This is a genomic window from Ruegeria sp. BB9, assembly GCF_056539345.1.
The window spans coordinates 539,674-562,932 of record NZ_JBQFUU010000001.1; the positions used below are offsets into that span (position 1 = coordinate 539,674).

Genomic DNA, 23,259 nt, shown 5'->3' on the forward strand with positions numbered 1-23,259 from the left:
GTCCGCACAAATGCCGATGAGCACGCAATGACATGGGGGCGTGCGTGCGCGAAGTCCATACTGAACTGAATAGTTCGGTTTGTTTTTTTTCGCAAGAGCGCCCTGACGCTGAGCAATTGTGCATTTCGGGTACTTGGCTTGCTGATGGTGCCGGGGTATGACATGGCGCCAGAAAGCTGAATGCAACGCCCGGGGGCAGGAATGAGCGACGTCGACAGTTTCATTGATGAGGTCACCGAAGAGGTGCGCCGCGACCGGCTCTACCTGCAGCTGCGTCGATGGGGCTGGGTCGGTGTTCTGGCCGTTGTTCTGATCGTGGGCGGCGCCGCTTTCAATGAATACCGCAAGGCGCGCGATGCCAGTCAGGCCCAGAAGCTGGGCGACGATATTCTGGCCGCGATGCAGCTTAACGACGCTGCCGAACGTGCGGATGCGTTGGCGCAGGTCACGGCCAATTCGGCCGGCGAACAGGCTGTTTTCGGCTTTCTCCTCTCGGGCGCATTGTCCGAGTCGGGATCGGTCGAACAGGCCGTTGAACAGCTGAACGCGATTGCGGTTCAGGGTGATCTTCCGGAAATCTACCGCTCGATCGCTGCCTTCAAGGCCCTATTGTTGCAGTCCGAAACCATGCCCGCCGCCGAGCGCCGGCAACAGTTCGAGGCACTGGCCGCTCCGGGCGCGCCGCTGCGTCTACTGGCAGAAGAACAACTGGCCCTGATCGACCTCACCGATGGTGACACTCAGGCCGCGCTGGAACGTCTGCAGTCCATCCGTCAGGATGCAGAGGTCAGTGCCGACATCCAGCAGCGTGCAACCCAATTGATCGTCGCGCTGGGCGGAACGCCCGAACCGATCACCGCACAGCAGGGTTGATACGCGGCCCATTTCAGTGAACCAAGACAGGCGAGTTCGGAGTTTCATGGCAAAAAGACTATTTTCCCGATTTGGTTTGCCGGTCGCAGCCCTGGCGCTGACGGCGCTGAGCGCCTGCGAGGAACCCGAAGTGATCCTGCCGGGCGAGCGTGAAGACATCCGCCCGGCCCAGGATCTGGAAACCGTTCAGACGACCGGTGCCAAACCGATCAGCCTGCCGGCCGCAAAGCGCAACGCCGAATGGGCGCAGAGCCCGGGAACCGCGGCTTTCCGTACCACCAACGCGGCGCTCAGCCCCGCGCCGCAGCGCATCTGGTCAACCTCGATCGGGGCCGGCGACGGGCGCAAACAAAGGATCACCGCTGATCCGGTCGTCGCAGGTGGCCTGATCTACACCCTGGACGCGGCGGCAACCGTTTCCGCTGTCTCTCCCCAGGGGCAACTGGTCTGGAGCACAAACCTCGTCCCCGCCACGGATGGCGAAGAGCAGGCAACCGGGGGCGGCATCGCCTATGCAGACAACACGCTGTACGTTTCGTCCGGTTTCGGGCGTCTGACCGCTCTGGATGCGCGCACCGGCGGAATTCGCTGGCAAAAGAAGCTGAACGCGACGGGTAGCGGAGCGCCGCTGGTTTCTGGCGGCCTGCTTTACCTTGTGGCGGGGGATCAGACTGGCTGGGCGGTTGATGCAAAGGACGGGCGCATTGCCTGGCAGATCGAGGGCACGCCCAGCGTGGGCAATGTTCTGGGCGCTCCGGCACCAGTATTGGCGAACGAGTTCGCAGTCTTTGCGTTTGGGTCCGGTGATGTGGCGGCCGCTTTCCGCAAAGGCGGTATCCGTCGCTGGAACGCGTCTGTCGCCGGCGGCCGCAGGGGGCGGGCCGCAGCGCAGATCGTGGATGTGACGGGCGGCCCGATCGTATCCGGAAACTCGATCTATATCGGCAACCACTCGGGACGCACGGTCGCCTTCGACGCCAGCTCGGGGGAACGGATCTGGACCGCTTTCGAAGGCGCGGTCGATACCGTCTGGCCAGTCGGCAACAGCGTTTTCCTGATCAGCGACCGCAGCCAGTTGGTGCGGTTGGACGTGTCAGACGGGTCTGTGGTCTGGGCCATCGACCTGCCGGGCTTCGTCAAGGACAAGCCCAACCGTCGCGGACCGATCTTTGCGCATTACGGCCCCATCATGGCGGGCGGACGTATCGTCATCGGCTCGAACGACGGTTATCTGCGGTTCTACAACCCAGTCGACGGCACGCTGGTGCATCAGGTCGAGGTTCCGGGCGGGGCGACAACGGCACCGGTCGTCGCGAACCAGACCCTCTACGTGGTTTCGACCAAAGGGCAACTGCACGCTTTCCGTTGACGACAAGATGCGTTAAAGGGCGCGTCTGAGTCTTGAAAGTTGAGTATCATGTCTTTGACCCTCGCCATCGTGGGGCGCCCCAATGTGGGCAAATCCACCCTGTTCAATCGCCTTGTGGGCAAGCGCCTTGCGCTGGTGGACGACCAGCCCGGCGTTACCCGCGATCTGCGTGAGGGCGAAGGGCGGCTGGGTGACCTGCGCTTTACCGTGATCGACACGGCCGGGCTGGAGGATGCCACCGACGACAGCCTGCAGGGCCGGATGCGGCGCCTGACCGAGCGTGCCGTGGACATGGCCGATGTCTGCCTGTTCATGATCGACGCCCGTGTGGGCCTGACCCCGACCGACGAGATGTTTGCCGAGATTCTGCGCAAGCGGTCCAAGCATGTGATCCTGGCGGCCAACAAGGCCGAGGGGGCGGCGGCGGATGCCGGTGTGCTCGAGGCGTACAACCTGGGTCTAGGCGAGCCGATCCGCCTGTCGGGTGAGCATGGCGAAGGCATGACCGACCTTTACGCGGCGTTGATGCCTTTGGCTGACGCCATGGAGGAAAAACAGCCAGAGGACGTTCCGCAAACGGATATCGATCTGGACGAGGATGGGGAAACCGAGGGCGAAGCCCCTGCAATTACGCCGGACAAGCCGTTGCAGGTGGCCGTTGTCGGGCGTCCGAATGCGGGCAAGTCCACACTGATCAACAAGATCCTGGGCGAAGATCGTCTTCTGACCGGTCCCGAGGCCGGCATTACCCGTGACGCCATCAGTCTGAAGTTGGATTGGGGTGGCACCCCCATGCGCATCTTTGACACCGCCGGTATGCGCAAGAAGGCCAAGGTACAGGAAAAGCTCGAGAAACTCTCGGTGTCGGACGGCCTGCGCGCCGTCAAGTTCGCCGAAGTCGTGGTTGTCCTGCTGGATGCAGCGATCCCGTTCGAACAGCAGGACCTGCGCATTGCCGATCTGGCCGAACGTGAAGGCCGTGCCGTGGTGATCGCGGTGAACAAGTGGGATGTCGAGGATAACAAGCAGGAGAAGCTGCGCGAGCTCAAAACCTCGTTCGAACGCCTGCTTCCCCAACTGCGCGGCGCACCTCTGGTGACCGTGTCGGCAAAGACGGGCAGGGGGTTGGAGCGGCTGCGTGATGCGATCCTGCGCGCCCACGATGTCTGGAACCGTCGGGTTCCCACCGCGGCCCTGAACCGCTGGCTGACCGCCATGTTGGAGCAGCACCCACCGCCAGCCCCCCAGGGGCGCAGGATCAAGCTGCGCTACATGACCCAGGCAAAGACGCGCCCGCCGGGCTTTGTCGTCATGTGCTCGCACCCGGACAAGATGCCGGAAAGCTACTCGCGGTATCTGGTCAACGGTCTGCGCGAGGATTTCGATATGCCCGGAACCCCGATCCGGCTGACGCTGCGCGGGCAGGGGGACAAGAACCCCTACAAGGGGCGCCGCAAGAAAAACGCGGGTGCGCTGGCCAAACATCTCAAGGGCAAGGCGTAACTGCGCCAATTTTCAGCATTTTCGGGCTTGGGGCGTGACAGCCCTCAAGCATCGCGCTAGCATTCGCATGCGTGCATTCATTTCGCGCGCGATTTGCGCGTGCCAGTGACGTGCAAAATTTCGCAAGGACTATTGAACCGGACCATCGTGGGGAGCGGGCTGGATGGACCTGAGAGAATATACGAGACAGTACGCGGTGCAGGACAATCGGCTGGCCGCGCTCAGCTATTTCGGGACGTTCGTGGTGTATTTCGCATCGCTGACGCTGGCGATCGTCTATGAGGATCAGTGGTTCATCATGATCCCGGCTGGGATCGTGTTCGCCTTTTCGGCAGTGCGTCTCTATGTTCTTCAGCATGATTGCGGTCATCATTCATTGTTCGAAACCCGACGGCAGAATGAATGGGCTGGCCACGTGCTGTCGCCGTTCACCTTCGCTCCGTTCGAAGTGATGAAACAGAACCACAATCTGCATCACGCGGGCATCGGCAATCTCGAGCATCGGGAGACCGGGGAAATCAACACGATGACCTTGCGGGAATGGAATGAAGCGGATTGGAAAACCCGTCTGTTCTACAGGCTTTACCGCAATCCCTTCATCCTGGTGCCGGTCGGGGCCCTGTTCACGTATTTCATCCGCTATCGCTGGCCCAAAAACACGGTGCGGTTCGGCGTCCGTGGGGTCGTGCTGCACAACTTGTCCATCGTGGTTTTCCTCGGGCTGTTGTATTGGATTGCTGGCATGACGGGCATACTCGTCTGGCTGGCCTTCTCGTTTCTCGGTGGAATGCTGGGTGTGTTTCTAGTGTATCTTCAGCACAATTTCGAGGACACCTACTGGGATCGCCGCCCGGATCTGGACCCGCAACTGGCTGCGCTTCAGGGCTCGTCAGCACTGGATTTCGGATGGTGGTTCGACAATGCGGTCGCCTGCATCACGCTGCATGACATCCACCATTTCAATGCCCGCATCCCGTCCTACCGCCTGCGCGCCTGTCACTACAACCTGCCACCTGAATACACACCCCGCCGGATCAAGTTTCCCGAGGCGGTGGCCGCGCTGAACCTGAAACTGTGGGATGAAGATGCCAAGCGGCTCGTTCCCTTTCCGCGGCAAGGTGAAACCGGTGAGCTGGCCCGGGGCAGTTAAAGGTGGTTTTCCGAAGGTTGTGCAGAGCAAAGCCTTGCCTTGCTGCCTGTCGGACGTAGTTTTTGAGTTGGATCGTTTAGGAGTTTTGGAATGACAGCGGTGACCAAGGTTCGCGGCATCGGAGAAGCACTTGGCCGCGCTCTCAACGACAATGGCATCAAGACGGCCGAGGAACTGGCCAAGGCCAAGCCGGCTGCGCTGGTCGCCGTTCCCGGTATCGGAGCGCGCCGGGCGCCCGGATTGATCGCCGCCGCCAAACAGGCCACCTCCGGCGCTGCGCCCGTCGCCAAAACCCGCTCGCAGAAGGCCCCTGCGCGGAAGGCGGCGCAACCTCGGACCTCAGCTGCTGCGCGCAAGGCCGACGCAGAAGCCAAGGTGGCAGCCGAGAAAGCCGAAGCAGAGGCCAAGGCCCGGAAGAAGGCCAAGGCCAAAGCCAAGGCCGAAAAGGCAGCGAAGAAAAAGAAAGAGATGGAAGCGGCGATCTCGAAGGCGAAGGAAAAGATAAAATCCAAGGCCAAGTCGAAAAAAGACAAGAAATCCAAGAAGGAAAAAGAGAAGGCCGGCGGTGAGTCCAACAAAGACAAAAAGGACAAGAAGGCCAAGAAAAAGGCAAAGAAGTAGTCACTTCTTTGCCTTGATCCGAAGCAATGCGGTCGCGGCTGGCGTGACCGCTAAAAGTTACGCCAGCGTGCCGTCAGCCTGCAGGGTCAGCTTGCCGCCAAGATACGGCGAAAGAACCTCGGGCAAGGTCACGGTGCCATCGGCGTTCTGGCCGTTTTCCAGAACCGCGATCAAGCAGCGCCCCACCGCCAGGCCCGATCCGTTCAGCGTGTGCACGAATTCAGGTTTGCCACCGCCCTCAGGCCGGAAGCGCGCATTCATGCGACGGGCCTGGAAATCTCCGCAGGTCGAAACCGAGCTGATCTCGCGATAGGTGTTCTGGCCGGGCAGCCAAGCCTCGATGTCGAAAGTCCGCCGCGCGCCAAACCCCATGTCGCCGGTGCACAAGACGACGGTACGGTAGGGAATGCCCAGCTTTTCCAGGATGCCTTCGGCACAGCGCAGCATGCGCTGCTGTTCGTCGTCCGATTTGTCGGGATGCGTGACCGAGACCATCTCGACCTTTTCGAACTGGTGCTGGCGCAGCATGCCGCGCGTGTCCTTGCCGGCCGAGCCCGCCTCGGAGCGGAAGCACAGCGAATGTGCCGTGTAGCGGCGCGGCAGATAGCTTTCCTCGATGACGCAACTGTTGACGATGTTGGTCAGCGACACCTCGGAGGTCGGGATCAGCCACCACCCCTCGCGGGTTTGGTAGCTGTCCTCGCCGAACTTCGGCAGCTGGCCGGTGCCCTGCATCATCTCGGAGAGCACCAGAACCGGACCATTCACTTCGGTCAGACCGTTCTCGTTGGTGTGCGTATCCAGCATGAACTGCGCGAGCGCCCGATGAATGCGCGCCACACCGCCCGACAGCAGCACGAAACGAGATCCTGCCAGCTTGGCGGCAGTCTCGAAATCCATGCCGTTCTGTACCGAGGCGATCTCGAAGTGTTCCTTCGGTTCAAAGTCATAGTCCCGCGGCGTGCCCCAGCGTTTGACTTCGACATTGTCATTCTCGTCTTTGCCGTCGGGTACGTCCTCGGCCGGCAAGTTCGGGATGCGAACCAACTGGTCAGTCAGAAGGGCGTCGATATCCTTGGCCTCGGTCTGCATACGGGCGATTTCGGCCTTTTTCTCGGCCACAAGTGCCCGAAGACGCTGGAACTCGGCTTCGTCGCCGCGCGCCTTGGCTGCGCCGACTTCCTTGCTGGCCTTGTTCTGTTCAGCCTGCGCCGTTTCGGCTGCCAGGATCTTGGCCCGACGGCTTTCATCCAGGCGCAGCAGGTCTGACGATACCGGAGCTTCCCCCCGGCGCGCGAGCGCGGCGTCGAAAGCTGCTGGGTTTTCGCGAATTGCGCGGATGTCGTGCATAGGTCAGATCCTTGGCAAGTGAATCACTAGGCCCGCTTATGCACCATCTGACCGGCAGGGTGTAGCACCGGGTTGGAAAATCGGCCTAGTTGTCGGTGTCTTCAACCGCTTCATGTGCCAGTCGACCGTCCCAGGGATGGTTCGGGATCTTCAGCGCGGGCGGGTCGGCAACGTAGGACGGCGTCATGATCTGAACACCGTTCTCGTTGAACACCTCGACGATGTTGCGGTGGAGGTCGGACTTGATCCGCGGGATCGAGTTGCCACGGGTCGTGTAGGCGTTGATCTGGTAGTTGATCGCGTAATCGGCCAGCGCGGTCCACAGGACAAATGGCTCGGGGCGGGCGCGAAGGCCATCGGTACGGCGGGCTGCCTCGATCAGCATGGCTTCGACCTTTTCGGGGGGCTCTTCATAGCCGATCCCGACCGTCGTGTGCAAAAGCAGGCCCTTGCCGTCGGTCTGCTTGGAAAAATTGACCACGTCCGAGTTCATCAATTGGGCGTTGGGAATCGAGATCAGCTCGTTCTTGATGGACTTCAGGTGGGTTTCCATAAGTTTGATCTGCACGACATCACCGATGTGGTCACCGATCTGGATGCGGTCACCGATCGACGTCGACCGGCGATAGATTACGAACAGTCCAGCCAGCATGTTGCTGACAACCGAGTTCGCGCCCAGCGAGAGCATTGCACCAACCAGGATGGTCAGCCCCTGAAAGGCCGCCGAGTCCGAGCCCGGGATGTACGGAACCGCAAAGACAAGGGCGATCAGGATCACCACGACACGCGCGATGTTGAACGTGGGATTGACCCAATGTTTCTCGAAATCGCCCATGTCGAAAGTGCCGGCCTCGACCGCGTCGAAGAACACCCGCATGCCCTTGATGATGTACATCGTCACCCAAGCGATCAACGCCAGCATGATCATGTTCGGGATATAGCTGAGAATACCCCGGAAAATCAGCAGAACCGGTTCGGTCAGGTAGGTCAGCAGCAGCTGCGCAAAGTACCGCGACTCGGCAAATGCCAGCAGGACGAACGACAGATAGTAATAGAAACCCAGAAAGAAGATGATCAGCAGGCCAAAATTCAGCCCGTATCGGATCAGTGCGGCAATCGCCTCGGCCTGTACGCTCTTGGCGGTAGCTTCCTCAACGTCCCTCAAGTATCGCCGGACAAAGATCAGCGTGCGTCGCCGAACGCGCCTGTGCAGCCACAGGATCACCAGGACGAAGACGATGAACCCCAACGTCCACGCCGCCGCTTCGATCGCACCCGACACACGCGCCTCGTCCGTGCGGTTTGCCCGGTAAGCCATGATCGCGTCCCTGATGGCGTCGCCATGCAAGACCGTCAGGACGCTCAGTTCCATCTGCTCCAGCTCGGCATCGGCCTCGGTGACGATGGTGACCATCTGCCCGTCCGCCAGAATGCGGGTGCCTATCTCGGTGTCCTGATAGGTGATGTCGACATCCGTGGCATCCGAGGATTCGGCGACCTTGATGATCGCGTCCTGAATGTTTTCGGCCCTTTCCGGAGCGGGCAGGGCGCTGGAGCCTCGAATGTGAAACAAGGTGTCGCCGTCAACGATGACCGGAGCCATGAAGGTCTCGGCGGCGGCGCTGTCGGCTTCGGGTACGTCCTGCGGGGCATCCTGTGCCATGACAGGCACCGAAAAGGCCCAAGCCGCAAACAGCATGGACAGCAAAACACCCAATGGAAATGGGGCCTTGACGAAACTCCGCATGGGTCCTCCCTGACTTTGACTATACCCAAAGCCCCGTACCATCCTAGTGGATATCTGCGGTGTAATTCATCATCTTCGGGGATCGTGACACTGTCGCACGGCATGCCAAGTCGGGCATCGCTTGCAAAGGTTGATTTCAAAGCATAGTTTCCCGGCAAATTCGCGGTGCTCACTCCGCGACCTCAAGAAAAAAGGAATGTCCCATGGAAGGTGGCGCAATCGCCCAGTTTCTCCCGCTCATCCTGATCTTCGCGATCATGTACTTTCTGCTGATCCGTCCGCAGCAGAAGAAGATGAAGGAACATCAGGCCATGGTCGAGGCAGTGCGCCGCGGCGATCAGGTCGTCACTCAGGGTGGCCTCATCGGCAAAGTGTCGAAGGTCAAGGAAGGCGAAAACGAGATCGAGGTCGAGATCGCGGACGGTGTCCGGGTTCGTGTGGTCAAGTCGACCATCGCTCAGGTGCTGAACAAGACCGAACCGGCGAAGTAATTTCGCGTCGCAACTTCCTGAAAAGGCAGGGTAATGCTGCAAATTGATACCTGGAAACGGGTCCTGATCTGGCTGGTCTGCGTGGTTGGCCTGCTGATGGCCCTGCCGAACGCGTTTTACACGCGGGTCGAACAATCGAACGACGCCAAGGCCGCCATCGAACTGGGCATCGACACGCCCGAGATGCAGGCGCAAGCAGAACAATGGCCCGACTGGTTGCCGTCGTCATTGGTCAACCTGGGGCTTGATCTGCGCGGTGGGGCGCATCTGTTGGCCGAAGTTCAGGTTGGCGATGTCTACGAGACACGGATGGAGGCCATGTGGCCCGAAGTTCGTGATGCCCTGCGGGACGAACGGGCGACGGTCGGAACCATCCGCCGTCAACCCTCGGCCCCGGATGAGATTCGCGTTCGCATCAGCCAGCCGGACGGGATGCCAAGCGCTCTGGAAGCGGTGCGCGGGCTGGCCCGTCAGGTGCAGACGCTGACCGGCGTCGGTGCCACGGATATCGAAGTCAGCGCCGACGGCGACACCCTGATCGTAAAGCTGTCCGAGGCGGAAAAACTGGCCTCGGATGATCGCACGGTGCGTCAGGCTCTGGAAATCGTGCGCCGCCGGATCGACGAGGTTGGCACTCGTGAGCCGACCATCCAGCGTCAAGGCACCGACCGGATCCTGATTCAGGTGCCCGGGATCGGCAGTGCCAGCGAGTTGAAGGACATCATCGGTACCACGGCGCAACTGACCTTCAATCCGGTCGTGGCCCGCGGCACCGATCCGGACGTCGTGCCCGGCGTCGGTGAAGAGGTCGTGCCGTCGATCGACGAAAACGGCGTGTACTACACCATCGAATCCGCACCCGTCGTGACGGGCGAGGAATTGGTCGACGCGCAGCCTTCCTTCGATCAGAACGGACGCCCGGCGGTCAGCTTCCGGTTCAACACATCCGGCGCCCGCAAATTCGGCGATTACACCCGTGACAATATCGGTGCCCCTTTTGCAATCGTGCTGGATGACGAGGTGATCTCGGCTCCGGTGATCCAAAGCCATATCCCTGGCGGTTCCGGCATCATCACCGGCAACTTCACCGTCGAAGAAAGCACGAACCTCGCTGTTCTGCTGCGTGCCGGCGCGCTGCCGGCGGGTCTTGAGTTCCTCGAAGAACGTACGATCGGCCCCGAACTGGGCCAAGACAGCATCGACGCGGGTAAGGTCGCGACCACCGTCGCTTTTGCAGCAGTCTTGATCTTCATGGCGCTCAGCTATGGTCTTTTTGGCGTCTTCGCCAACATCGCTTTGCTGATTAACGTCGGGCTGATCTTTGGGCTGTTGTCATTGATTGGCGCGACATTGACCTTGCCAGGCATTGCCGGGATCGTCTTGACGGTCGGTATGGCGGTGGATGCCAATGTGCTGATCTTCGAACGTATCCGCGAAGAGCTGAAATCGGCCAAAGGCCCCGCTCGGGCAATCGATCTGGGCTATGAAAAGGCCCTGTCGGCCATCCTGGATGCCAACATCACGACCTTCATCACTGCCGTCATTTTGTTCGCCATCGGCAGCGGCCCGGTTCGCGGCTTTGCCATCACTCTTGGCCTGGGCATTCTGACGTCGGTCTTCACCGCGATCTTCGTGACGCGGCTGATGATCATCATGTGGTTCGAACGGCGCCGCCCGAAAACGATCGAGGTTTGACATGAGACTGAAACTCGTACCCGAAAACACCTCGTTCGATTTTTTCAGCCGCTGGCAGCTGTGGCTGGGCATCTCGGGCCTGATGATGGTTATCGCATTCGCCTCGTTCATGCTGCAGGGTTTGAACTTCGGGATCGACTTCCGGGGCGGTACCACGATCCGGACGCAGAGCACGCAGGAACTGGACGTCGGAGTTTATCGCGACGCCATTGCGCCGCTGGGCCTCGGGGATGTCACCATCACCGAGATCTTCGACCCGACGTTCGGGCCTGATGAGAACGTGGCCATGATCCGCATTCAAGCGCAGGACGGTGCCGAGTCTGTCACGGCCGACACCATCGCGGCAGTCGAAGGCGCCTTGCAGGCGGTAATCCCAGATATCCAGTTCGTTTCGGTGGAATCCGTGGGCCCGAAAGTCTCGGGCGAGCTGATCCAAACAGCTGTGATTGCTGTGGTTCTGGCGATCGGAGCGGTGCTGGTCTACATCTGGCTGCGGTTCGAATGGCAGTTTGCGCTGGGAGCGGTCGCCGCGCTGGTGCATGACGTGTTGCTGACGATCGGTATTTTTTCCGAGCTGCAGATCCGGTTCGACCTCGCGATTATCGCCGCGCTTCTGACAATCGTCGGTTACTCGCTGAACGATACTGTGGTCGTGTTCGACCGGGTGCGCGAGAACCTGCGAAAATACAAGAAGAAGGACCTGAAAGAAGTTCTGAACATCTCGATCAACGAAACGCTCAGCCGAACCGTCATGACGTCGGTCACCACGTTGCTGGCACTTGTCTCGCTGTATGTGCTCGGCGGCGACGTGATCCGCGGGTTCGTCTTCGCGATGATCTGGGGCGTGATCGTAGGGACCTATTCGTCGGTTTTCGTGGCCTCGACCATCCTGCTGTGGCTGGGGGTCAAACGCGATTGGTCCAAGCCATCGAACACGGCCGGCAACCAGTTTGCCAATATTGATGCCTGATGTGTTCGGCCAATCCCCAACGGGATTGGCCGTCATCATTTTTGCAGCCCTCGCGGGTGGAATCGTTCGAGGGTTTTCCGGGTTCGGCACCGCGCTGATCTTTCTGCCGCTGTCGACGCCTTATCTTGGTCCGTTCGGGGCTTTGATCGCGTTGACCTGCATGGATGTCTTCGGGCCACTTCCCAATCTGCGCCGCGCCTGGGTTGATGTCGACAAACGCGATCTCGTGCGACTTGTCGTCGGGTGTGCACTTTTGCTGCCGGTCGGACTGTCGATATTGACCCGAGTCCAGCCTGAGGTTTTTCGCTACGCCGTCAGCCTCGTGACCCTGTTCATGCTGGTCGTGCTGATTTCGGGGCTGCGGTACAACGGCGAAGTCCGGCGCAACATGGTAACTGCCATCGGCGCTGCGGCCGGCTTTTTGGGGGGCGTTGCAGGCATCCCGGGTCCGGCGGTAATCCTGTTCTACATGTCTCGCCCGTTGCCTGTGGCAGTTGTTCGGGCCACGATCCTGCTGTTCCTTCTGGCCTTTGATTTTCTGATCTTCGGATATCTCGCTGCGTTCGGGCAATTGACCTGGTCAACGGTTGGGTTGGGGCTGGCGCTTGCCGTTCCGAATCTGGCAGGAAATTGGCTGGGCGGCTGGATGTTTCAGCCTGCCAGGGAACGGGTCTACCGCGTGATCGCGTATGCAGTCATCGCTGCTGCGGCCTTGTCGGGCTTGCCGCTTTGGGGATAGAAGATCACATGCGTCTGAACGAGATCACATATACCAACGCAGTTCCGATTGATGGCTATGGGCCGGGATTTTTTCGGATAGGCGGCGAGGTTCACGAAGGCAGTGTTCTGACAGGCCCCGGAGGGACCGGACCTTGGGGCGGTTTTGCGGACAGCGAGAGCCTTCTAGGGCTGGCCAATCAGGTTGACGTTCTGTTCATCGGCACCGGCGCTGATCTTTCTCACATACCATCTGATTTGCGGTCGACCCTCGAAGAGGCCGGCATCGGGGTCGAGATCATGAACTCGCCCGCCGCCTGCCGCACCTACAACGTGCTTTTGTCCGAGGGGCGCCGCATCGCTCTGGCCCTGTTGCCGGTCTGACCGCTTCATCTGGCCCCTCACATCCCGCCCCGCCAAAAGGCCCTGCGGCAAATCCGTCCTTTTTCCCCCGCAACCAATCGGATAAGCGGGTCTCATGACACTGACCGTGACCGACCTTGCCATCGCCCGAGGGGGTGTGCCCGTGCTCGAAGGCCTCAGTTTCGCGCTGCCCCCGGGCAAGGCGCTGATCCTGCGCGGCCCGAACGGGATCGGCAAGACCACCCTTCTGCGCACGCTGGCCGGTCTGCAACCGCCGCTCTCGGGCCGGATTGAGGGGGCCGAAGACCGGATCGCCTATGCCGCCCATTCCGACGGGCTGAAACCCACCCTGACCGTGACCGAGAACCTGACCTTCTGGGCCTCGGTCTTTGGCACGCGTGACACACAGCCGGCGCTGGAGGCCTTCGCCCTGAACGAACTGGCCGATCGTCACGCAGGCAACCTGTCGGCGGGCCAGAAACGCCGGCTGGGTCTGGCCCGAATGCTGGTGACCGGCCGCCCGATCTGGATGCTGGACGAACCCACCGTGTCACTGGACACGACCGCCGTGGCAATGTTCGCCGATGCAGTGCGGACGCATCTGGGGCAGGGCGGCTCGGCCCTGATTGCCACCCATATCGACCTGGGCCTTGATGGTAAGGTCCTGGATGTCGGCCTCAACAAGGCGCGCCCCAAGGCGCTGGATGACTTCGACGGAGGCTTTCTGTGATCGCCCTGCTGTTGCGCGACCTGAAACTGTCCTTCCGCGCGGGCGGAGGGTTCGGCCTCGGGCTGGCCTTCTTCCTGATCGTCACCGTTCTGGTGCCGTTTTCGGTGGGTCCGCAATCCTCGCTGTTGGCGACAATCGCGCCGGGGGTGCTGTGGCTGGGCGCATTGCTGGCCTGCCTGCTGTCGCTGGATCGCCTGCTGGCACTGGATTGGGAGGACGGGTCGCTCGATCTGCTGGCCACCGCGCCGCTGCCGTTGGAATCGGTGGTCACGATCAAGGCGCTGGCGCATTGGATCACCACCGGCCTGCCGCTGGTGCTGGCCGCGCCGGTGCTGGGTGTGCTGCTGAACCTGCCCGGCCCCGGTTTCGGCTGGTTGGTCGTCTCGCTGCTGATCGGCACGCCCGCGCTCAGCGTGATCGGCACTTTCGGCGCAGCCCTGACCGTTGGGCTCAAACGCGGAGGCCTGCTGCTGTCGCTGCTGGTGCTGCCGCTTTACGTGCCCACGCTGATCTTCGGGGCCGAGGTCGCGCGCCGTGGTGCCACCGGGATGGAGGTCCAGACCCCGCTGCTGATGCTGGCCGGGATCACCGCCGCCACGGTCGCCCTTCTGCCTTTTGCCAGCGCGGCGGTGCTGCGCATCAACCTCAGATGATTGGGGCACGTTGACCGATGTCAATTGAGAACGCCCCCGACTCGGACTAGATAAGGCCCATGTCGATAGCAGCCAAAGCCAACGCCCTGTGGGAATACGCCAACCCGCGCAAGTTCCTCGCCACCAGCGAGCGGGTCCTGCCGTTCTTCTGGATCAGCTCGGCCCTGTTTCTGGTCGTCGGGCTGGTGTGGGGGTTCTTCTTCACGCCGGATGACTACAAGCAGGGGTCGACCGTCAAGATCATCTATCTACACGTGCCATCGGCGCTGATGGCCATCAATTGCTGGCTGATGATGCTGGTCACCTCGCTGGTCTGGCTGGTGCGCCGGCACCATGTCAGTGCCCTTGCCGCACGCGCCGCAGCGCCGATCGGCATCGTGATGACCCTGATCGCGCTGGCCACCGGCGCCATTTGGGGGCAGCCGATGTGGGGCACCTGGTGGGCCTGGGATCCGCGCCTGACCTCGTTCCTGATCCTGTTCCTGTTCTATCTGGGCTACATCGCCCTGTGGGAGGCGATCGAAGACCCCGACACGGCGGCGGACCTGACCTCGGTCCTGTGCATCGTGGGCTCGGTCTTTGCCATTCTCAGCCGCTATGCGGTGAATTTCTGGAACCAAGGCCTGCATCAGGGCGCATCGGTGATGCGCGCAGGTGCGATCACCGGCACGGACACCACCGAGAAGGTCAGCAACGTGTTCTTCTACCCGCTGCTGACCTGCATCATCGGCTTCGTGCTGCTGTTCATCGCGCTGGTCCTGTACCGAACCGGCACCGAAATCCGCGCGCGGCGCATCAAGGCGCTGCTGGCACGGGAAAGGGTAAACGGATGATGCCTGATCTGGGAAAATACGCCGAAACGGTTCTGTCCTCCTACGCGGCCTCGATCGTTTTGCTGGTGGCACTGGTGGTTTTCAGCATCCTGCGTGGTCGCAAGGTCCGGGCCGAGATGGAAAAGATCGAACAGAGGATGTCGCGCAATGGCTAAGATCTCGCCGTTGATGATTGCTCCACCACTGATTTTCGGAGCCTTTGCAGTGCTGGCTGCCATCGGCATGTTCCGCGAAGACCCCAACGCGCTGCCCTCGGCCCGCGAAGGCCAGCCCGCGCCGCCCGTTGTCCTGACCGAGTTTCCGGGCAAGCAGGGGTTCGACGACGCAACCCTGCGCGACGGCCAAGTCAAGCTGGTGAATTATTGGGCCAGCTGGTGTGCTCCCTGCCGGGCCGAGCATCCGAACCTTGAGCAACTGGCGCAGGAAGGTATTCCGGTCTACGGCATCAACTACAAGGACAAACTGGCGAATGCCGATGCGTTCCTGGCTGAGCTGGGCGATCCCTATGCCGCCATCGGGCGCGATGAAAATGGCCGCATGGGGTTGGACTGGGGCGTCTACGGCGTGCCCGAGACCTACGTGATCGACGGTGACGGCACGATCATCCTGCGGTTTGCCGGCCCGATCACCCAGCGCGTGATCGAGAGTACTATCCGACCCGCATTGGAAAAAGCCGCCGCGCAGTAACGCCGAGGCTAAAGGCGATACCCGCCAGAGACGGTCAGCACCTCTCCGGTGATGAAGGACGCGTCTTCGGATGCGAGGAAGCGAACTGCGCGCGCGATGTCTTCGGGGGTGCCAACACGCCCCAGCGCGGTGTTCTGAACGAACAAGTCGGTCAGATCGTCGGGTCTGGGGGCTTCGGGGATATTGATCGCTCCGGGCGCCACCGCGTTGACGCGAATGCCGTCCGGACCCAATTCTTTCGCCATGGCGCGGGTCCAAAGGTTCAGCGCAGCCTTGCTGGCCCCATAGGTCGCGGCGTCGCGCGGGGAAAGCTGGGCATTGACTGACGAGATACTGACGATCGACGCTCCCCGCCGAAGGTGAGGCAACGCGGCAGCCAGAAGCGCGGCCGGAACCAGCAGGTTGAGATCAAGAATAGCCCTGTGGTCCTTTCGGCTGAAGCTGTCCTTCGGCGTGGCCTGAACCAGCCCGGCATTGTTGATGATCACATCCAGCCGCCCGAACCTGTCGATGACGCGGCGCACCACGTCTTCGGGCTGACCTTCTTGCGTGAGATCGCGTTGCAGGGTCAGGGCCGGTCGGTCATCGGGCAAGGGCTGCGGTTCGGTCCTGTGCCACGTCAGGGCGACGCGATGATCCACGGCCAGATCAACCGCGATGGCCCGGCCAATTCCGCGAGCACCACCAGTTATCAAGGCAACTTTTTCCATGTCCCCAGCAGACCGCTTATCTGCACGGAACACAACGCGATAGTGGCCAGACCTGAAACGAAAAAGGGCGCCCGTTCGGGGCGCCCTTGCGTTCTTGGCTTTGTGCCGGCTTAGCTGGCCTTGGCCAGGTTCCGCAGCACATAGTGCAGCACGCCGCCGTTTTCGATGTATTCGATCTCGGGTGCGGTATCGATGCGGCACTTGAGCGTGATGGTCTTCTCGGTCCCGTCTGCGTAGGTGATGGTGCATGGCAACTCTTGCAGCGGCTGGATCGTGTCCAGACCGTGGATCGAGAAGGTCTCGTCGCCTTTCAAGCCCAGCGTCTTGCGGTTGTCGCCGGCGGTGAACTCGAACGGGATGACGCCCATGCCCACCAGGTTCGAGCGGTGGATACGCTCGAAGCTTTCTGCGATCACGGCCTTGACACCCAGCAGCGCGGTGCCCTTGGCCGCCCAGTCCCGCGAGGAACCGGCGCCATACTGCTCGCCACCGATCACGACCAGCGGAGTGCCTTCAGCCTGATAGGCCATCGATGCGTCATAGATCGAGGTCTGCTGACCATCGGGGCCTTTGGTGTAACCACCCTCGACGCCGTCCAGCATCTCGTTCTTGATGCGGATGTTGGCGAAGGTGCCGCGCATCATGACCTCGTGGTTGCCACGGCGCGACCCGTACGAGTTGAACTCGCGCGGTTGCACCTGGCGCTCCAGCAGGTATTTGCCCGCGGGGCTGGTGGTTGCAAACGAACCAGCCGGCGAGATGTGGTCGGTGGTGACCATGTCGCCCAGAATGGCAAGAACCTTGGCGCCTTCGATGTTCGAGATGGTGCCCGGCTGTGCCCCCATACCCTGGAAGTAGGGCGGGTTCTGGATATAGGTCGACGTCGGCGGCCAGTCATAGGTCTCGGCATCGGTGGTTTCGACCGATTGCCATTTCTCGTCGCCCTTGAAGACATCAGCGTATTTCGACTGGAATGCCTCGCGGGTTACGGTTGCCTCGACCAGTTCGGCGATCTCTTTCTGGGTCGGCCAGATGTCTTTCATGTAGACGTCGTTGCCGTCCTTGTCCTGACCGATCGGTTCCGAGGTCAGGTCGATGTCCAGCGTGCCGGCCAGCGCATAGACAACCACCAGCGGCGGCGAAGCCAGGTAGTTGGCGCGCACGTCGGGCGAGATCCGGCCTTCGAAGTTGCGGTTGCCCGACAGGACCGAGGTCGCCACAAGGTCGCCCTCGGCGATGGCTTCCGAGATCTCTTTCTGGATCGGGCCCGAGTTGCCGATGCAGGTGGTGCAGCCATAACCAACGAGGTTGAAGCCGATCTTGTCCAGATCTTCCTGCAGGCCAGCGGCCTCAAGATATGCGGATACGACCTGCGATCCCGGGGCCAGAGAGGTTTTGACCCACGGTTGGCGGTTCAGGCCCAAAGCCGCCGCCTTGCGTGCGACAAGGCCCGCACCGATCATCACATAGGGGTTCGAGGTGTTGGTGCACGACGTGATCGAAGCGATCACGACCTTGCCCGATTCCATGGTGTAGTCTTCGCCTTTGACCGGCACTTCCTTGCCCATCGGGCGCTTGAAAGTGTTTTCCATTTCCTGGCGGAAGGCAGCCTTGGCGTTGGTCAGGGGCACATAGTCCTGCGGACGCTTGGGACCCGAGATCGCCGGAACGATGGTGCTCATGTCCAGCGTCAGGGTGTCGGTGTAGACCGGGGCATAGTTCTCGTCGCGCCAGAAACCGTTTTCCTTGGCGTAGGCTTCGACCAGCGCGATGCGGTCCTCGTCACGGCCAGTGTTGCGCAGGTAGCGCAGGGTTTCGTTGTCGATCGGGAAAAAGCCGCAGGTCGCGCCGTATTCGGGCGCCATGTTGGCGATGGTTGCACGGTCGGCCAGCGGCAGACGGTCCAGGCCTTCGCCGTAGAATTCAACGAACTTGCCCACCACGCCCTTGGCGCGCAGCATCTCCACGACCTTCAGAACCAGGTCGGTGCCGGTGGTGCCTTCGACCATCTCGCCGGTCAATTCGAACCCGATCACTTCGGGGATCAGCATCGAGATCGGCTGACCCAGCATCGCGGCCTCGGCCTCGATCCCGCCAACGCCCCAGCCCAGAACGGCCATGCCGTTGACCATGGTGGTGTGGCTGTCGGTGCCGACCAGCGTGTCGGGATATGCGACTTCTTCGCCGTTCTGGTCGGTGTCGGTCCAGACGGTCTGGGCCAGGTATTCCAGGTTCACCTGGTGGCAGATGCCGGTGCCCGGCGGTACCACGCGGAAGTTGTTGAACGCGCTCTGGCCCCATTTCAGGAACTGGTAGCGCTCCATGTTGCGCTCGTATTCGCGGTCCACGTTCATCTGGAAGGCGCGCGGGTTGCCAAATTCATCGATCATGACCGAGTGGTCGATGACCAGATCGACGGGGTTCAGCGGATTGATCTTCTGCGGATCGCCCCCCAGCGCCTTGATGCCGTCGCGCATCGCGGCCAGGTCGACAACGGCCGGAACGCCCGTGAAGTCCTGCATCAGCACGCGGGCAGGGCGATAAGCGATCTCGCGCGGGTTCTTCCCGTTGTTGGCACCCCATTCGGCAAAGGCCTTGATGTCATCGACCGAGACCGAAAAACCGCCGTCCTCGAACCGCAGCATGTTTTCCAGCACCACTTTCAGCGCGGCGGGAAGCTTGGAGAAATCGCCCAGGCCGGCCTCTTGCGCGGCGGGGATCGAGTAATACGAGATGGACTTGCCATTCACGCTCAGGCTGCGGCGTGTCTTGGCGGTATCCTGTCCGACTTTGATGGGCATCTGTGGCCTCCCTCTCAAATGACGTGGAATTGGGATTCGCTGAGCGGTATCTGCATCACCAAGGCCTGCGGTTCAAGGTCCAACAGGGCGGGTGCGGCAATTTTTGTATACCATTGCACACATTTTTGCGGATTGCCGCCGAAACCTGTCTCAAGAAACCTTGATTGGCGCTTGATCCGGTGGCGGAGTACACCGGTGCTTGCAGGCTCCTCAAACCGAGAGTGAAATGAAAAGATCAGCCCTGACCACATTTCTTGCGTCCGTGTTCCTGTCGGCGTCTTCGGCCTGGGCGGACGGCCCGGTAGTAGTCGAATTGTTTACCTCGCAGGGGTGTTCGTCCTGTCCGCCGGCAGATGCGATCATGCACGATCTCGCCATGCGCGACGACGTGATCGGCTTGGCGCTGCACGTGGACTATTGGGACTACATCGGTTGGAAGGACGAGTATGCCGATCCGGCGCATACGGACCGTCAACGAGCGTATGCGCGGCGCGGCGGCCGTTCGATGATCTATACCCCTCAGATGGTGATCAACGGACAGCAGGATGTCGTTGGCGCCAAATCCCGTGACTTGAACCGTTTGATCGACGCGCATTTGACCGCTGCGCCCACCGCGTCGGTTTCGGCGCAGAGGTCCGGGAACACGGTTACGGTCCGCGTTGCCCCGGTCGATCTCGCCGCCGCGGAAAACTATGACGTGGTGGTCGTACAATACACGCCGTTGCGCCACGCATCGATTCGACGGGGTGAATTGGCCGGACACGATCTGGACTACGCGAATGTCGTTGAGGAATGGCACAATGCGGGCGGATGGAGCGGGTCGGCTGAACAGGATTTTCAGATCGAACTGTCTTCGGACCTGCCTGCGGTGGTTCTGATTCAGGGCACCGGCAATGGCCCGATCATCGCCTCAACAAGGGTGAAGTAGAGGGCGGCTCAGGGCATGTCCTGAGGCTGCACACCCAGCCCATTCCAGGCTTTCCACCGTCGGTGAATCCAGAACCATTGGCCCATGTGTTTCCGCACCATGCCTTCCAGGTCATCGTTGATGAACTGGGTCATGGTCTTGGGGTCCGTATGCGGCACCGGATCATGCAAAACGATCTCGAAATCGATACCGTTGGCTTGGCGCACCGCATAGCAAGGAATGAGAACGGCATCGTATTTCATTGCCAATTCCGCGTTCAATACCGACGTGACTGCGGGTTTGCCAAAAAACGTCAATTCTTCACCGCCATGGGCGTGCAGGTCCGATACGATGGCGATGATGCCGCCCTTTTTGAGGGACCGAACCATTTCCACCATGCCGCGCCGACCTTGTTCGAACATCGGCTCGCCGGTTTTGTGGAAGGCGTCGACATACATCTCGTTGAAATACGGATTGGCCATGCGGCGGTACAGGCAGCCAATCGGCTTGCCGCTGCGCGCCTGCAAAGCGATCCGCGCAGCAAGGTAGTGGCCGAAATGTGCGGTGATCATCATCACCGGCCGACCTTCGGCCACCGCTTGTTCAAAGGCGGCGATTCCTGAACCTGATACTTTTGCGTTCTTCTGCCGTTCAGTGAAATCCTCGGGCGAGAAGTGTTCCATAATCGCGCGGCCTGCGTTGTCGGGCACCGCACGGCAAATGCGTTTGACTTCGGCTTCAGGCAGGTCAGGGCAGGTCAGTTTCAGGTTGCTTCGCACACGTTTGGTGAACCCAACCGCCGGGGCCAACCCGCGCACGATCGCCCCCATCGTCGCAATGCGCCGTTCATAGGGCAAAAGGCGCATTGCGCCGATCATGCCTTTCAGGAACAGGTTGGCGACATAGTATTGACCAAGCTCAAAGCGGCTCAGTTCCGACTTTTCGACGGGCATCGGGGGATCTCACCGGGTGTTGTGAATTGCGGATTCAGACATACAGCCGGCGCGCAACAACCACAAGCATTGTCCCGAGCCCTGGTTCTACGGCATCCGAGCCAGCGGCGGGCAGCCCTTAGTCCTCGTTGCCATCGGCGTCCGCTTCGACCAAGGTGATTGTGCCTGCGTCCACGAGTGTGCGGATCGCACCGACAATCTGGGTCATGGCCTCCTCTGCTTCGGCCTGCTTGACCTTGCCGCGTTCAGCAATTTCCTCGCGCAGGTTGTCGGCCATCCGTGCGGATATGTTGGACAGCAGATAGTCGACCGAGGCCTTGTCATCCTCGGTTCTTGCGCCAGCCAGAGCAGTTATCAAAACCGGCTGATCGACTTCGCGCAGGATGGCAGGCACATCCCGTGCAGCTATACGCGTGGCGATGTGCGCAAAGGTGAAGATGGACTTTCGAACAGCGCTGGCGAACTCAGTATCCTCCTCATCGAGCGCGTCCAGCAGTCCGTCACGCGTGGATGGGGGGGATTGGTTCAAGATCGCCCCGACGCGCGTGTCGGGTGAATCGGTGAAGGCCGGAACTGGGCGTTGATCGAGTTGCGCGGCCAGGGACCAGCCGATCCGCTCCACCGCCTCGGGCGTCACGTTGGCGGTTTTTGATACGGCATAGGTTATCCGTCTGGCCACCGGCCCGGGCAATTGCGCCAACAACTGTGCTGCCTTCGCCGTATCCAGCTTGGATAGCATGACGGCTGCAACTTCGGTGCTTTCGGCCTGAGCCATACGCGCAAGGTCTTCGGCAGGGGTGTCACGCAGGCGCAGCCATGGATCGCCGACCTGGCGCACACCCGCGACCTTGCGCAGCCGGGCGGCGGTCGCCGGGGCAATCTTGCCATTTACTGCGTCAAGCGCCCCAGCCAAGCCGTGCGGGAAGGCAAGTCCGACGCTGTCCAGCGCATCTGCGAATTCTTGCGCGACCGCAGCGAGGGTTACACGGTCAACCAGCCCCATCCGGCCCAGTTGGAGGGTCAGCCGTTCCTGCAGTTCGTCGGGCAACTCCTCCAACGGAAGATCGGCCCCCTCGTTCAACAGCAGGCGTACGATGATGGCGGCCTTCTGACCGGGCGTGAGTTGGCGAGGTATGACGCGAGGGGCGTCATCCGTCTGTTTCTCGGCCGGAGCAGAATTGCCCGGCGCGGTCTGTACCAAAGCATGTGAATCTTGCATCTGCCTGCGGTGTCAATTTTTGTTCCGCAGGCAGACTAGCGAGAGTCGAGTAAAGAAAGACTGAACCTAGTAGCTGTAAGTCAGCCCCGTGCGGATCGCCTCGCGCAGAGACGCTTCGGCCCAGGTGCCTTCGCCTCCGCGTGCCTTGATCTCGCGCCATTGCGCGATGGCCAGTTCGGTTTTCCCTTCGGTGACATATCCCTGACCCATGTAGCTGCGGGCCAGAATGTTGTCAGGATTGGTTTTGATTGCGCGTTGGTAATAGGTGTTGGCCAGCTCGGCTTCGCCCATTTTGCGGTAGGTGAAGCCCCAATACGTCAAAACGCGATCATCGTCTTGATCCATGACCCGCAACACGTTCTGCGCATTTTCGAACTGGCCGTCATAAGCAAGCTCGCGCACGGCCTGATACAATTGCTCTTCGCTGAAATTGGTCTTGTTCGGTTTGACGCACCGGCCGGCTGCTTCGTCATAGACGCGGCCGAACAGGCATTTCTTGGTGGTATTCGTCGGTTTTGGGGGGCTGCTGTCACCGCCGGCGGCACTGACCGCGGGGGCAAAGGCAAAGGTCTGAAGGGCTAGTGCCGTGGCCATCAAAAGGCGCATTGTCCTACTCCGTTCCAAGGGCTGCTCGCAAGAAGCATAGTGCGTTCTTCAAAAAAGCTAACAGCCAATGGCTCGCTTTTATTCACAAGTAGGACAAGAAATCAGCTGCTGGCGTTTTTCACGCAGCTTTCCGAGGCCGAATCCCAAGTCGTACCGGGCGCACAGGATTGCGATTGCTTGCTGTGGCCTTGGCATGCGAAAGCGGACGAGGCGGACAGGGCAAGGGCCAGTGCGCAGAGGGTCGTGCGGATCATGGTGGGCTCTCCTTGAACGGAAATTGCCCACCCAGCATAGCCGATTTCCGATGTTTC

The 23,259-nt window shown here is 61.0% G+C and carries 24 protein-coding genes; 16 read left to right on the plus strand and 8 right to left on the minus strand.

Going from position 1 to position 23,259, the window contains the following annotated elements; translation table 11 throughout:
- Positions 1–201 precede the first annotated feature (201 nt).
- The 5 genes from ACR0FC_RS02695 (at position 202) to ACR0FC_RS02715 (ending at position 5,516) form a co-directional block, all read left to right on the plus strand.
- Positions 202–873: a hypothetical protein gene (locus ACR0FC_RS02695; RefSeq protein WP_170337996.1), complete on the plus strand. Its 672-nt coding sequence runs from the start codon at positions 202–204 to the stop codon at positions 871–873.
- A gap of 46 nt (positions 874–919) precedes the next feature.
- Positions 920–2,242, plus strand: coding sequence for a PQQ-like beta-propeller repeat protein (locus tag ACR0FC_RS02700; RefSeq protein WP_170337998.1), 1,323 nt, complete (start codon positions 920–922; stop codon positions 2,240–2,242).
- A gap of 48 nt (positions 2,243–2,290) precedes the next feature.
- Positions 2,291–3,745: a ribosome biogenesis GTPase Der gene (gene der / locus ACR0FC_RS02705; RefSeq protein ID WP_170338000.1), complete on the plus strand. Its 1,455-nt coding sequence runs from the start codon at positions 2,291–2,293 to the stop codon at positions 3,743–3,745.
- Positions 3,746–3,908: 163 nt separating this feature from the next.
- Positions 3,909–4,895: a fatty acid desaturase gene (locus ACR0FC_RS02710; RefSeq protein ID WP_170338002.1), complete on the plus strand. Its 987-nt coding sequence runs from the start codon at positions 3,909–3,911 to the stop codon at positions 4,893–4,895.
- 90 nt (positions 4,896–4,985) lie between these two features.
- Positions 4,986–5,516, plus strand: a complete 531-nt coding sequence (locus ACR0FC_RS02715) for a helix-hairpin-helix domain-containing protein (protein WP_170338004.1) — start codon at positions 4,986–4,988, stop codon at positions 5,514–5,516.
- A gap of 57 nt (positions 5,517–5,573) precedes the next feature.
- Here the strand turns inward: ACR0FC_RS02715 and serS are convergent, their stop codons facing one another.
- Positions 5,574–6,866, minus strand: coding sequence for a serine--tRNA ligase (gene serS, locus ACR0FC_RS02720; RefSeq protein ID WP_170338006.1), 1,293 nt, complete (start codon positions 6,864–6,866; stop codon positions 5,574–5,576).
- Positions 6,867–6,951: 85 nt separating this feature from the next.
- A complete protein-coding gene (locus ACR0FC_RS02725) occupies positions 6,952–8,613 on the minus strand; it encodes a mechanosensitive ion channel family protein (RefSeq protein ID WP_170338008.1) in 1,662 nt (553 codons plus the stop codon).
- A 203-nt stretch (positions 8,614–8,816) separates the two neighbouring features.
- Between ACR0FC_RS02725 and yajC the strand changes: the two genes are divergently transcribed.
- From yajC to ACR0FC_RS02775, 10 genes are all read left to right on the plus strand, one after another.
- Positions 8,817–9,104, plus strand: a complete 288-nt coding sequence (yajC, locus tag ACR0FC_RS02730; RefSeq protein ID WP_093962445.1) for a preprotein translocase subunit YajC — start codon at positions 8,817–8,819, stop codon at positions 9,102–9,104.
- A 33-nt stretch (positions 9,105–9,137) separates the two neighbouring features.
- Positions 9,138–10,799 carry a protein translocase subunit SecD gene (secD, locus tag ACR0FC_RS02735; RefSeq protein WP_170338009.1) on the plus strand — a complete coding sequence of 554 codons (1,662 nt, stop codon included), beginning with the start codon at positions 9,138–9,140 and terminating at the stop codon, positions 10,797–10,799.
- A 1-nt stretch (position 10,800) separates the two neighbouring features.
- On the plus strand, positions 10,801–11,769 hold the full coding sequence (secF, locus tag ACR0FC_RS02740) for a protein translocase subunit SecF (RefSeq protein ID WP_170338011.1): 969 nt from the start codon (positions 10,801–10,803) through the stop codon (positions 11,767–11,769).
- The gene (locus ACR0FC_RS02745; protein WP_170338013.1) at positions 11,762–12,508 is read left to right on the plus strand and encodes a sulfite exporter TauE/SafE family protein; all 747 of its coding nucleotides are present in this window, start codon (positions 11,762–11,764) and stop codon (positions 12,506–12,508) included. The genes secF and ACR0FC_RS02745 overlap by 8 nt, the downstream gene beginning before the upstream one ends.
- Positions 12,509–12,516: 8 nt before the next feature.
- Positions 12,517–12,870, plus strand: a complete 354-nt coding sequence (locus ACR0FC_RS02750; RefSeq protein ID WP_170338015.1) for an Mth938-like domain-containing protein — start codon at positions 12,517–12,519, stop codon at positions 12,868–12,870.
- 94 nt (positions 12,871–12,964) lie between these two features.
- A complete protein-coding gene (gene ccmA, locus ACR0FC_RS02755; RefSeq protein WP_170338017.1) occupies positions 12,965–13,579 on the plus strand; it encodes a heme ABC exporter ATP-binding protein CcmA in 615 nt (204 codons plus the stop codon).
- Positions 13,576–14,232, plus strand: a complete 657-nt coding sequence (gene ccmB, locus ACR0FC_RS02760) for a heme exporter protein CcmB (RefSeq protein WP_093962439.1) — start codon at positions 13,576–13,578, stop codon at positions 14,230–14,232. The genes ccmA and ccmB overlap by 4 nt, the downstream gene beginning before the upstream one ends.
- A 59-nt stretch (positions 14,233–14,291) precedes the next feature.
- On the plus strand, positions 14,292–15,065 hold the full coding sequence (locus tag ACR0FC_RS02765; protein ID WP_005982368.1) for a heme ABC transporter permease: 774 nt from the start codon (positions 14,292–14,294) through the stop codon (positions 15,063–15,065).
- Positions 15,062–15,220: a heme exporter protein CcmD gene (gene ccmD, locus ACR0FC_RS02770; protein ID WP_005982370.1), complete on the plus strand. Its 159-nt coding sequence runs from the start codon at positions 15,062–15,064 to the stop codon at positions 15,218–15,220. Before ACR0FC_RS02765 ends, ccmD begins: the two co-directional genes overlap by 4 nt.
- On the plus strand, positions 15,213–15,752 hold the full coding sequence (locus ACR0FC_RS02775; protein ID WP_093962437.1) for a DsbE family thiol:disulfide interchange protein: 540 nt from the start codon (positions 15,213–15,215) through the stop codon (positions 15,750–15,752). Before ccmD ends, ACR0FC_RS02775 begins: the two co-directional genes overlap by 8 nt.
- An 8-nt stretch (positions 15,753–15,760) precedes the next feature.
- Here ACR0FC_RS02775 and ACR0FC_RS02780 read toward each other — a convergent pair whose 3' ends face one another.
- Together ACR0FC_RS02780 and acnA are read right to left on the minus strand one after the other, a co-directional pair.
- Positions 15,761–16,462 carry an SDR family NAD(P)-dependent oxidoreductase gene (locus ACR0FC_RS02780; RefSeq protein WP_170338020.1) on the minus strand — a complete coding sequence of 234 codons (702 nt, stop codon included), beginning with the start codon at positions 16,460–16,462 and terminating at the stop codon, positions 15,761–15,763.
- 110 nt (positions 16,463–16,572) lie between these two features.
- Positions 16,573–19,263 (minus strand): aconitate hydratase AcnA, encoded by a 2,691-nt coding sequence (acnA, locus tag ACR0FC_RS02785; protein ID WP_170338022.1) that lies wholly within the window; start codon positions 19,261–19,263, stop codon positions 16,573–16,575.
- A gap of 226 nt (positions 19,264–19,489) precedes the next feature.
- On the opposite strand from acnA, the gene ACR0FC_RS02790 reads away from it, so the two are divergent.
- On the plus strand, positions 19,490–20,191 hold the full coding sequence (locus tag ACR0FC_RS02790) for a DUF1223 domain-containing protein (RefSeq protein ID WP_170338024.1): 702 nt from the start codon (positions 19,490–19,492) through the stop codon (positions 20,189–20,191).
- Between the two features lie 8 nt (positions 20,192–20,199).
- Here ACR0FC_RS02790 and ACR0FC_RS02795 read toward each other — a convergent pair whose 3' ends face one another.
- The 4 genes from ACR0FC_RS02795 to ACR0FC_RS02810 form a co-directional block, all read right to left on the minus strand.
- A complete protein-coding gene (locus ACR0FC_RS02795) occupies positions 20,200–21,123 on the minus strand; it encodes a lysophospholipid acyltransferase family protein (protein ID WP_170338026.1) in 924 nt (307 codons plus the stop codon).
- Positions 21,124–21,241: 118 nt separating this feature from the next.
- Positions 21,242–22,342, minus strand: a complete 1,101-nt coding sequence (locus tag ACR0FC_RS02800) for a flagellar motor switch protein FliG (protein WP_170338027.1) — start codon at positions 22,340–22,342, stop codon at positions 21,242–21,244.
- A 66-nt stretch (positions 22,343–22,408) separates the two neighbouring features.
- Complete coding sequence (locus ACR0FC_RS02805; RefSeq protein WP_170338029.1) at positions 22,409–22,948, minus strand: tetratricopeptide repeat protein; 540 nt, start codon at positions 22,946–22,948, stop codon at positions 22,409–22,411.
- A gap of 101 nt (positions 22,949–23,049) precedes the next feature.
- On the minus strand, positions 23,050–23,202 hold the full coding sequence (locus tag ACR0FC_RS02810) for an adenylosuccinate lyase (protein ID WP_141138470.1): 153 nt from the start codon (positions 23,200–23,202) through the stop codon (positions 23,050–23,052).
- Positions 23,203–23,259: the final 57 nt, after the last annotated feature.

Coding starts and splice junctions, on each gene's coding strand:
- ACR0FC_RS02695 (WP_170337996.1), top strand. CDS start 202: ATGAGCGACGTCGACAGTTTCATTGATGAGGTCACCGAAGAGGTGCGC.
- ACR0FC_RS02700 (WP_170337998.1), top strand. CDS start 920: ATGGCAAAAAGACTATTTTCCCGATTTGGTTTGCCGGTCGCAGCCCTG.
- der (WP_170338000.1), top strand. CDS start 2,291: ATGTCTTTGACCCTCGCCATCGTGGGGCGCCCCAATGTGGGCAAATCC.
- ACR0FC_RS02710 (WP_170338002.1), top strand. CDS start 3,909: ATGGACCTGAGAGAATATACGAGACAGTACGCGGTGCAGGACAATCGG.
- ACR0FC_RS02715 (WP_170338004.1), top strand. CDS start 4,986: ATGACAGCGGTGACCAAGGTTCGCGGCATCGGAGAAGCACTTGGCCGC.
- serS (WP_170338006.1), bottom strand. CDS start 6,866: ATGCACGACATCCGCGCAATTCGCGAAAACCCAGCAGCTTTCGACGCC.
- ACR0FC_RS02725 (WP_170338008.1), bottom strand. CDS start 8,613: ATGCGGAGTTTCGTCAAGGCCCCATTTCCATTGGGTGTTTTGCTGTCC.
- yajC (WP_093962445.1), top strand. CDS start 8,817: ATGGAAGGTGGCGCAATCGCCCAGTTTCTCCCGCTCATCCTGATCTTC.
- secD (WP_170338009.1), top strand. CDS start 9,138: ATGCTGCAAATTGATACCTGGAAACGGGTCCTGATCTGGCTGGTCTGC.
- secF (WP_170338011.1), top strand. CDS start 10,801: ATGAGACTGAAACTCGTACCCGAAAACACCTCGTTCGATTTTTTCAGC.
- ACR0FC_RS02745 (WP_170338013.1), top strand. CDS start 11,762: ATGCCTGATGTGTTCGGCCAATCCCCAACGGGATTGGCCGTCATCATT.
- ACR0FC_RS02750 (WP_170338015.1), top strand. CDS start 12,517: ATGCGTCTGAACGAGATCACATATACCAACGCAGTTCCGATTGATGGC.
- ccmA (WP_170338017.1), top strand. CDS start 12,965: ATGACACTGACCGTGACCGACCTTGCCATCGCCCGAGGGGGTGTGCCC.
- ACR0FC_RS02765 (WP_005982368.1), top strand. CDS start 14,292: ATGTCGATAGCAGCCAAAGCCAACGCCCTGTGGGAATACGCCAACCCG.
- ccmD (WP_005982370.1), top strand. CDS start 15,062: ATGATGCCTGATCTGGGAAAATACGCCGAAACGGTTCTGTCCTCCTAC.
- ACR0FC_RS02775 (WP_093962437.1), top strand. CDS start 15,213: ATGGCTAAGATCTCGCCGTTGATGATTGCTCCACCACTGATTTTCGGA.
- ACR0FC_RS02780 (WP_170338020.1), bottom strand. CDS start 16,462: ATGGAAAAAGTTGCCTTGATAACTGGTGGTGCTCGCGGAATTGGCCGG.
- acnA (WP_170338022.1), bottom strand. CDS start 19,263: ATGCCCATCAAAGTCGGACAGGATACCGCCAAGACACGCCGCAGCCTG.
- ACR0FC_RS02790 (WP_170338024.1), top strand. CDS start 19,490: ATGAAAAGATCAGCCCTGACCACATTTCTTGCGTCCGTGTTCCTGTCG.
- ACR0FC_RS02795 (WP_170338026.1), bottom strand. CDS start 21,123: ATGCCCGTCGAAAAGTCGGAACTGAGCCGCTTTGAGCTTGGTCAATAC.
- ACR0FC_RS02800 (WP_170338027.1), bottom strand. CDS start 22,342: ATGCAAGATTCACATGCTTTGGTACAGACCGCGCCGGGCAATTCTGCT.
- ACR0FC_RS02805 (WP_170338029.1), bottom strand. CDS start 22,948: ATGCGCCTTTTGATGGCCACGGCACTAGCCCTTCAGACCTTTGCCTTT.
- ACR0FC_RS02810 (WP_141138470.1), bottom strand. CDS start 23,202: ATGATCCGCACGACCCTCTGCGCACTGGCCCTTGCCCTGTCCGCCTCG.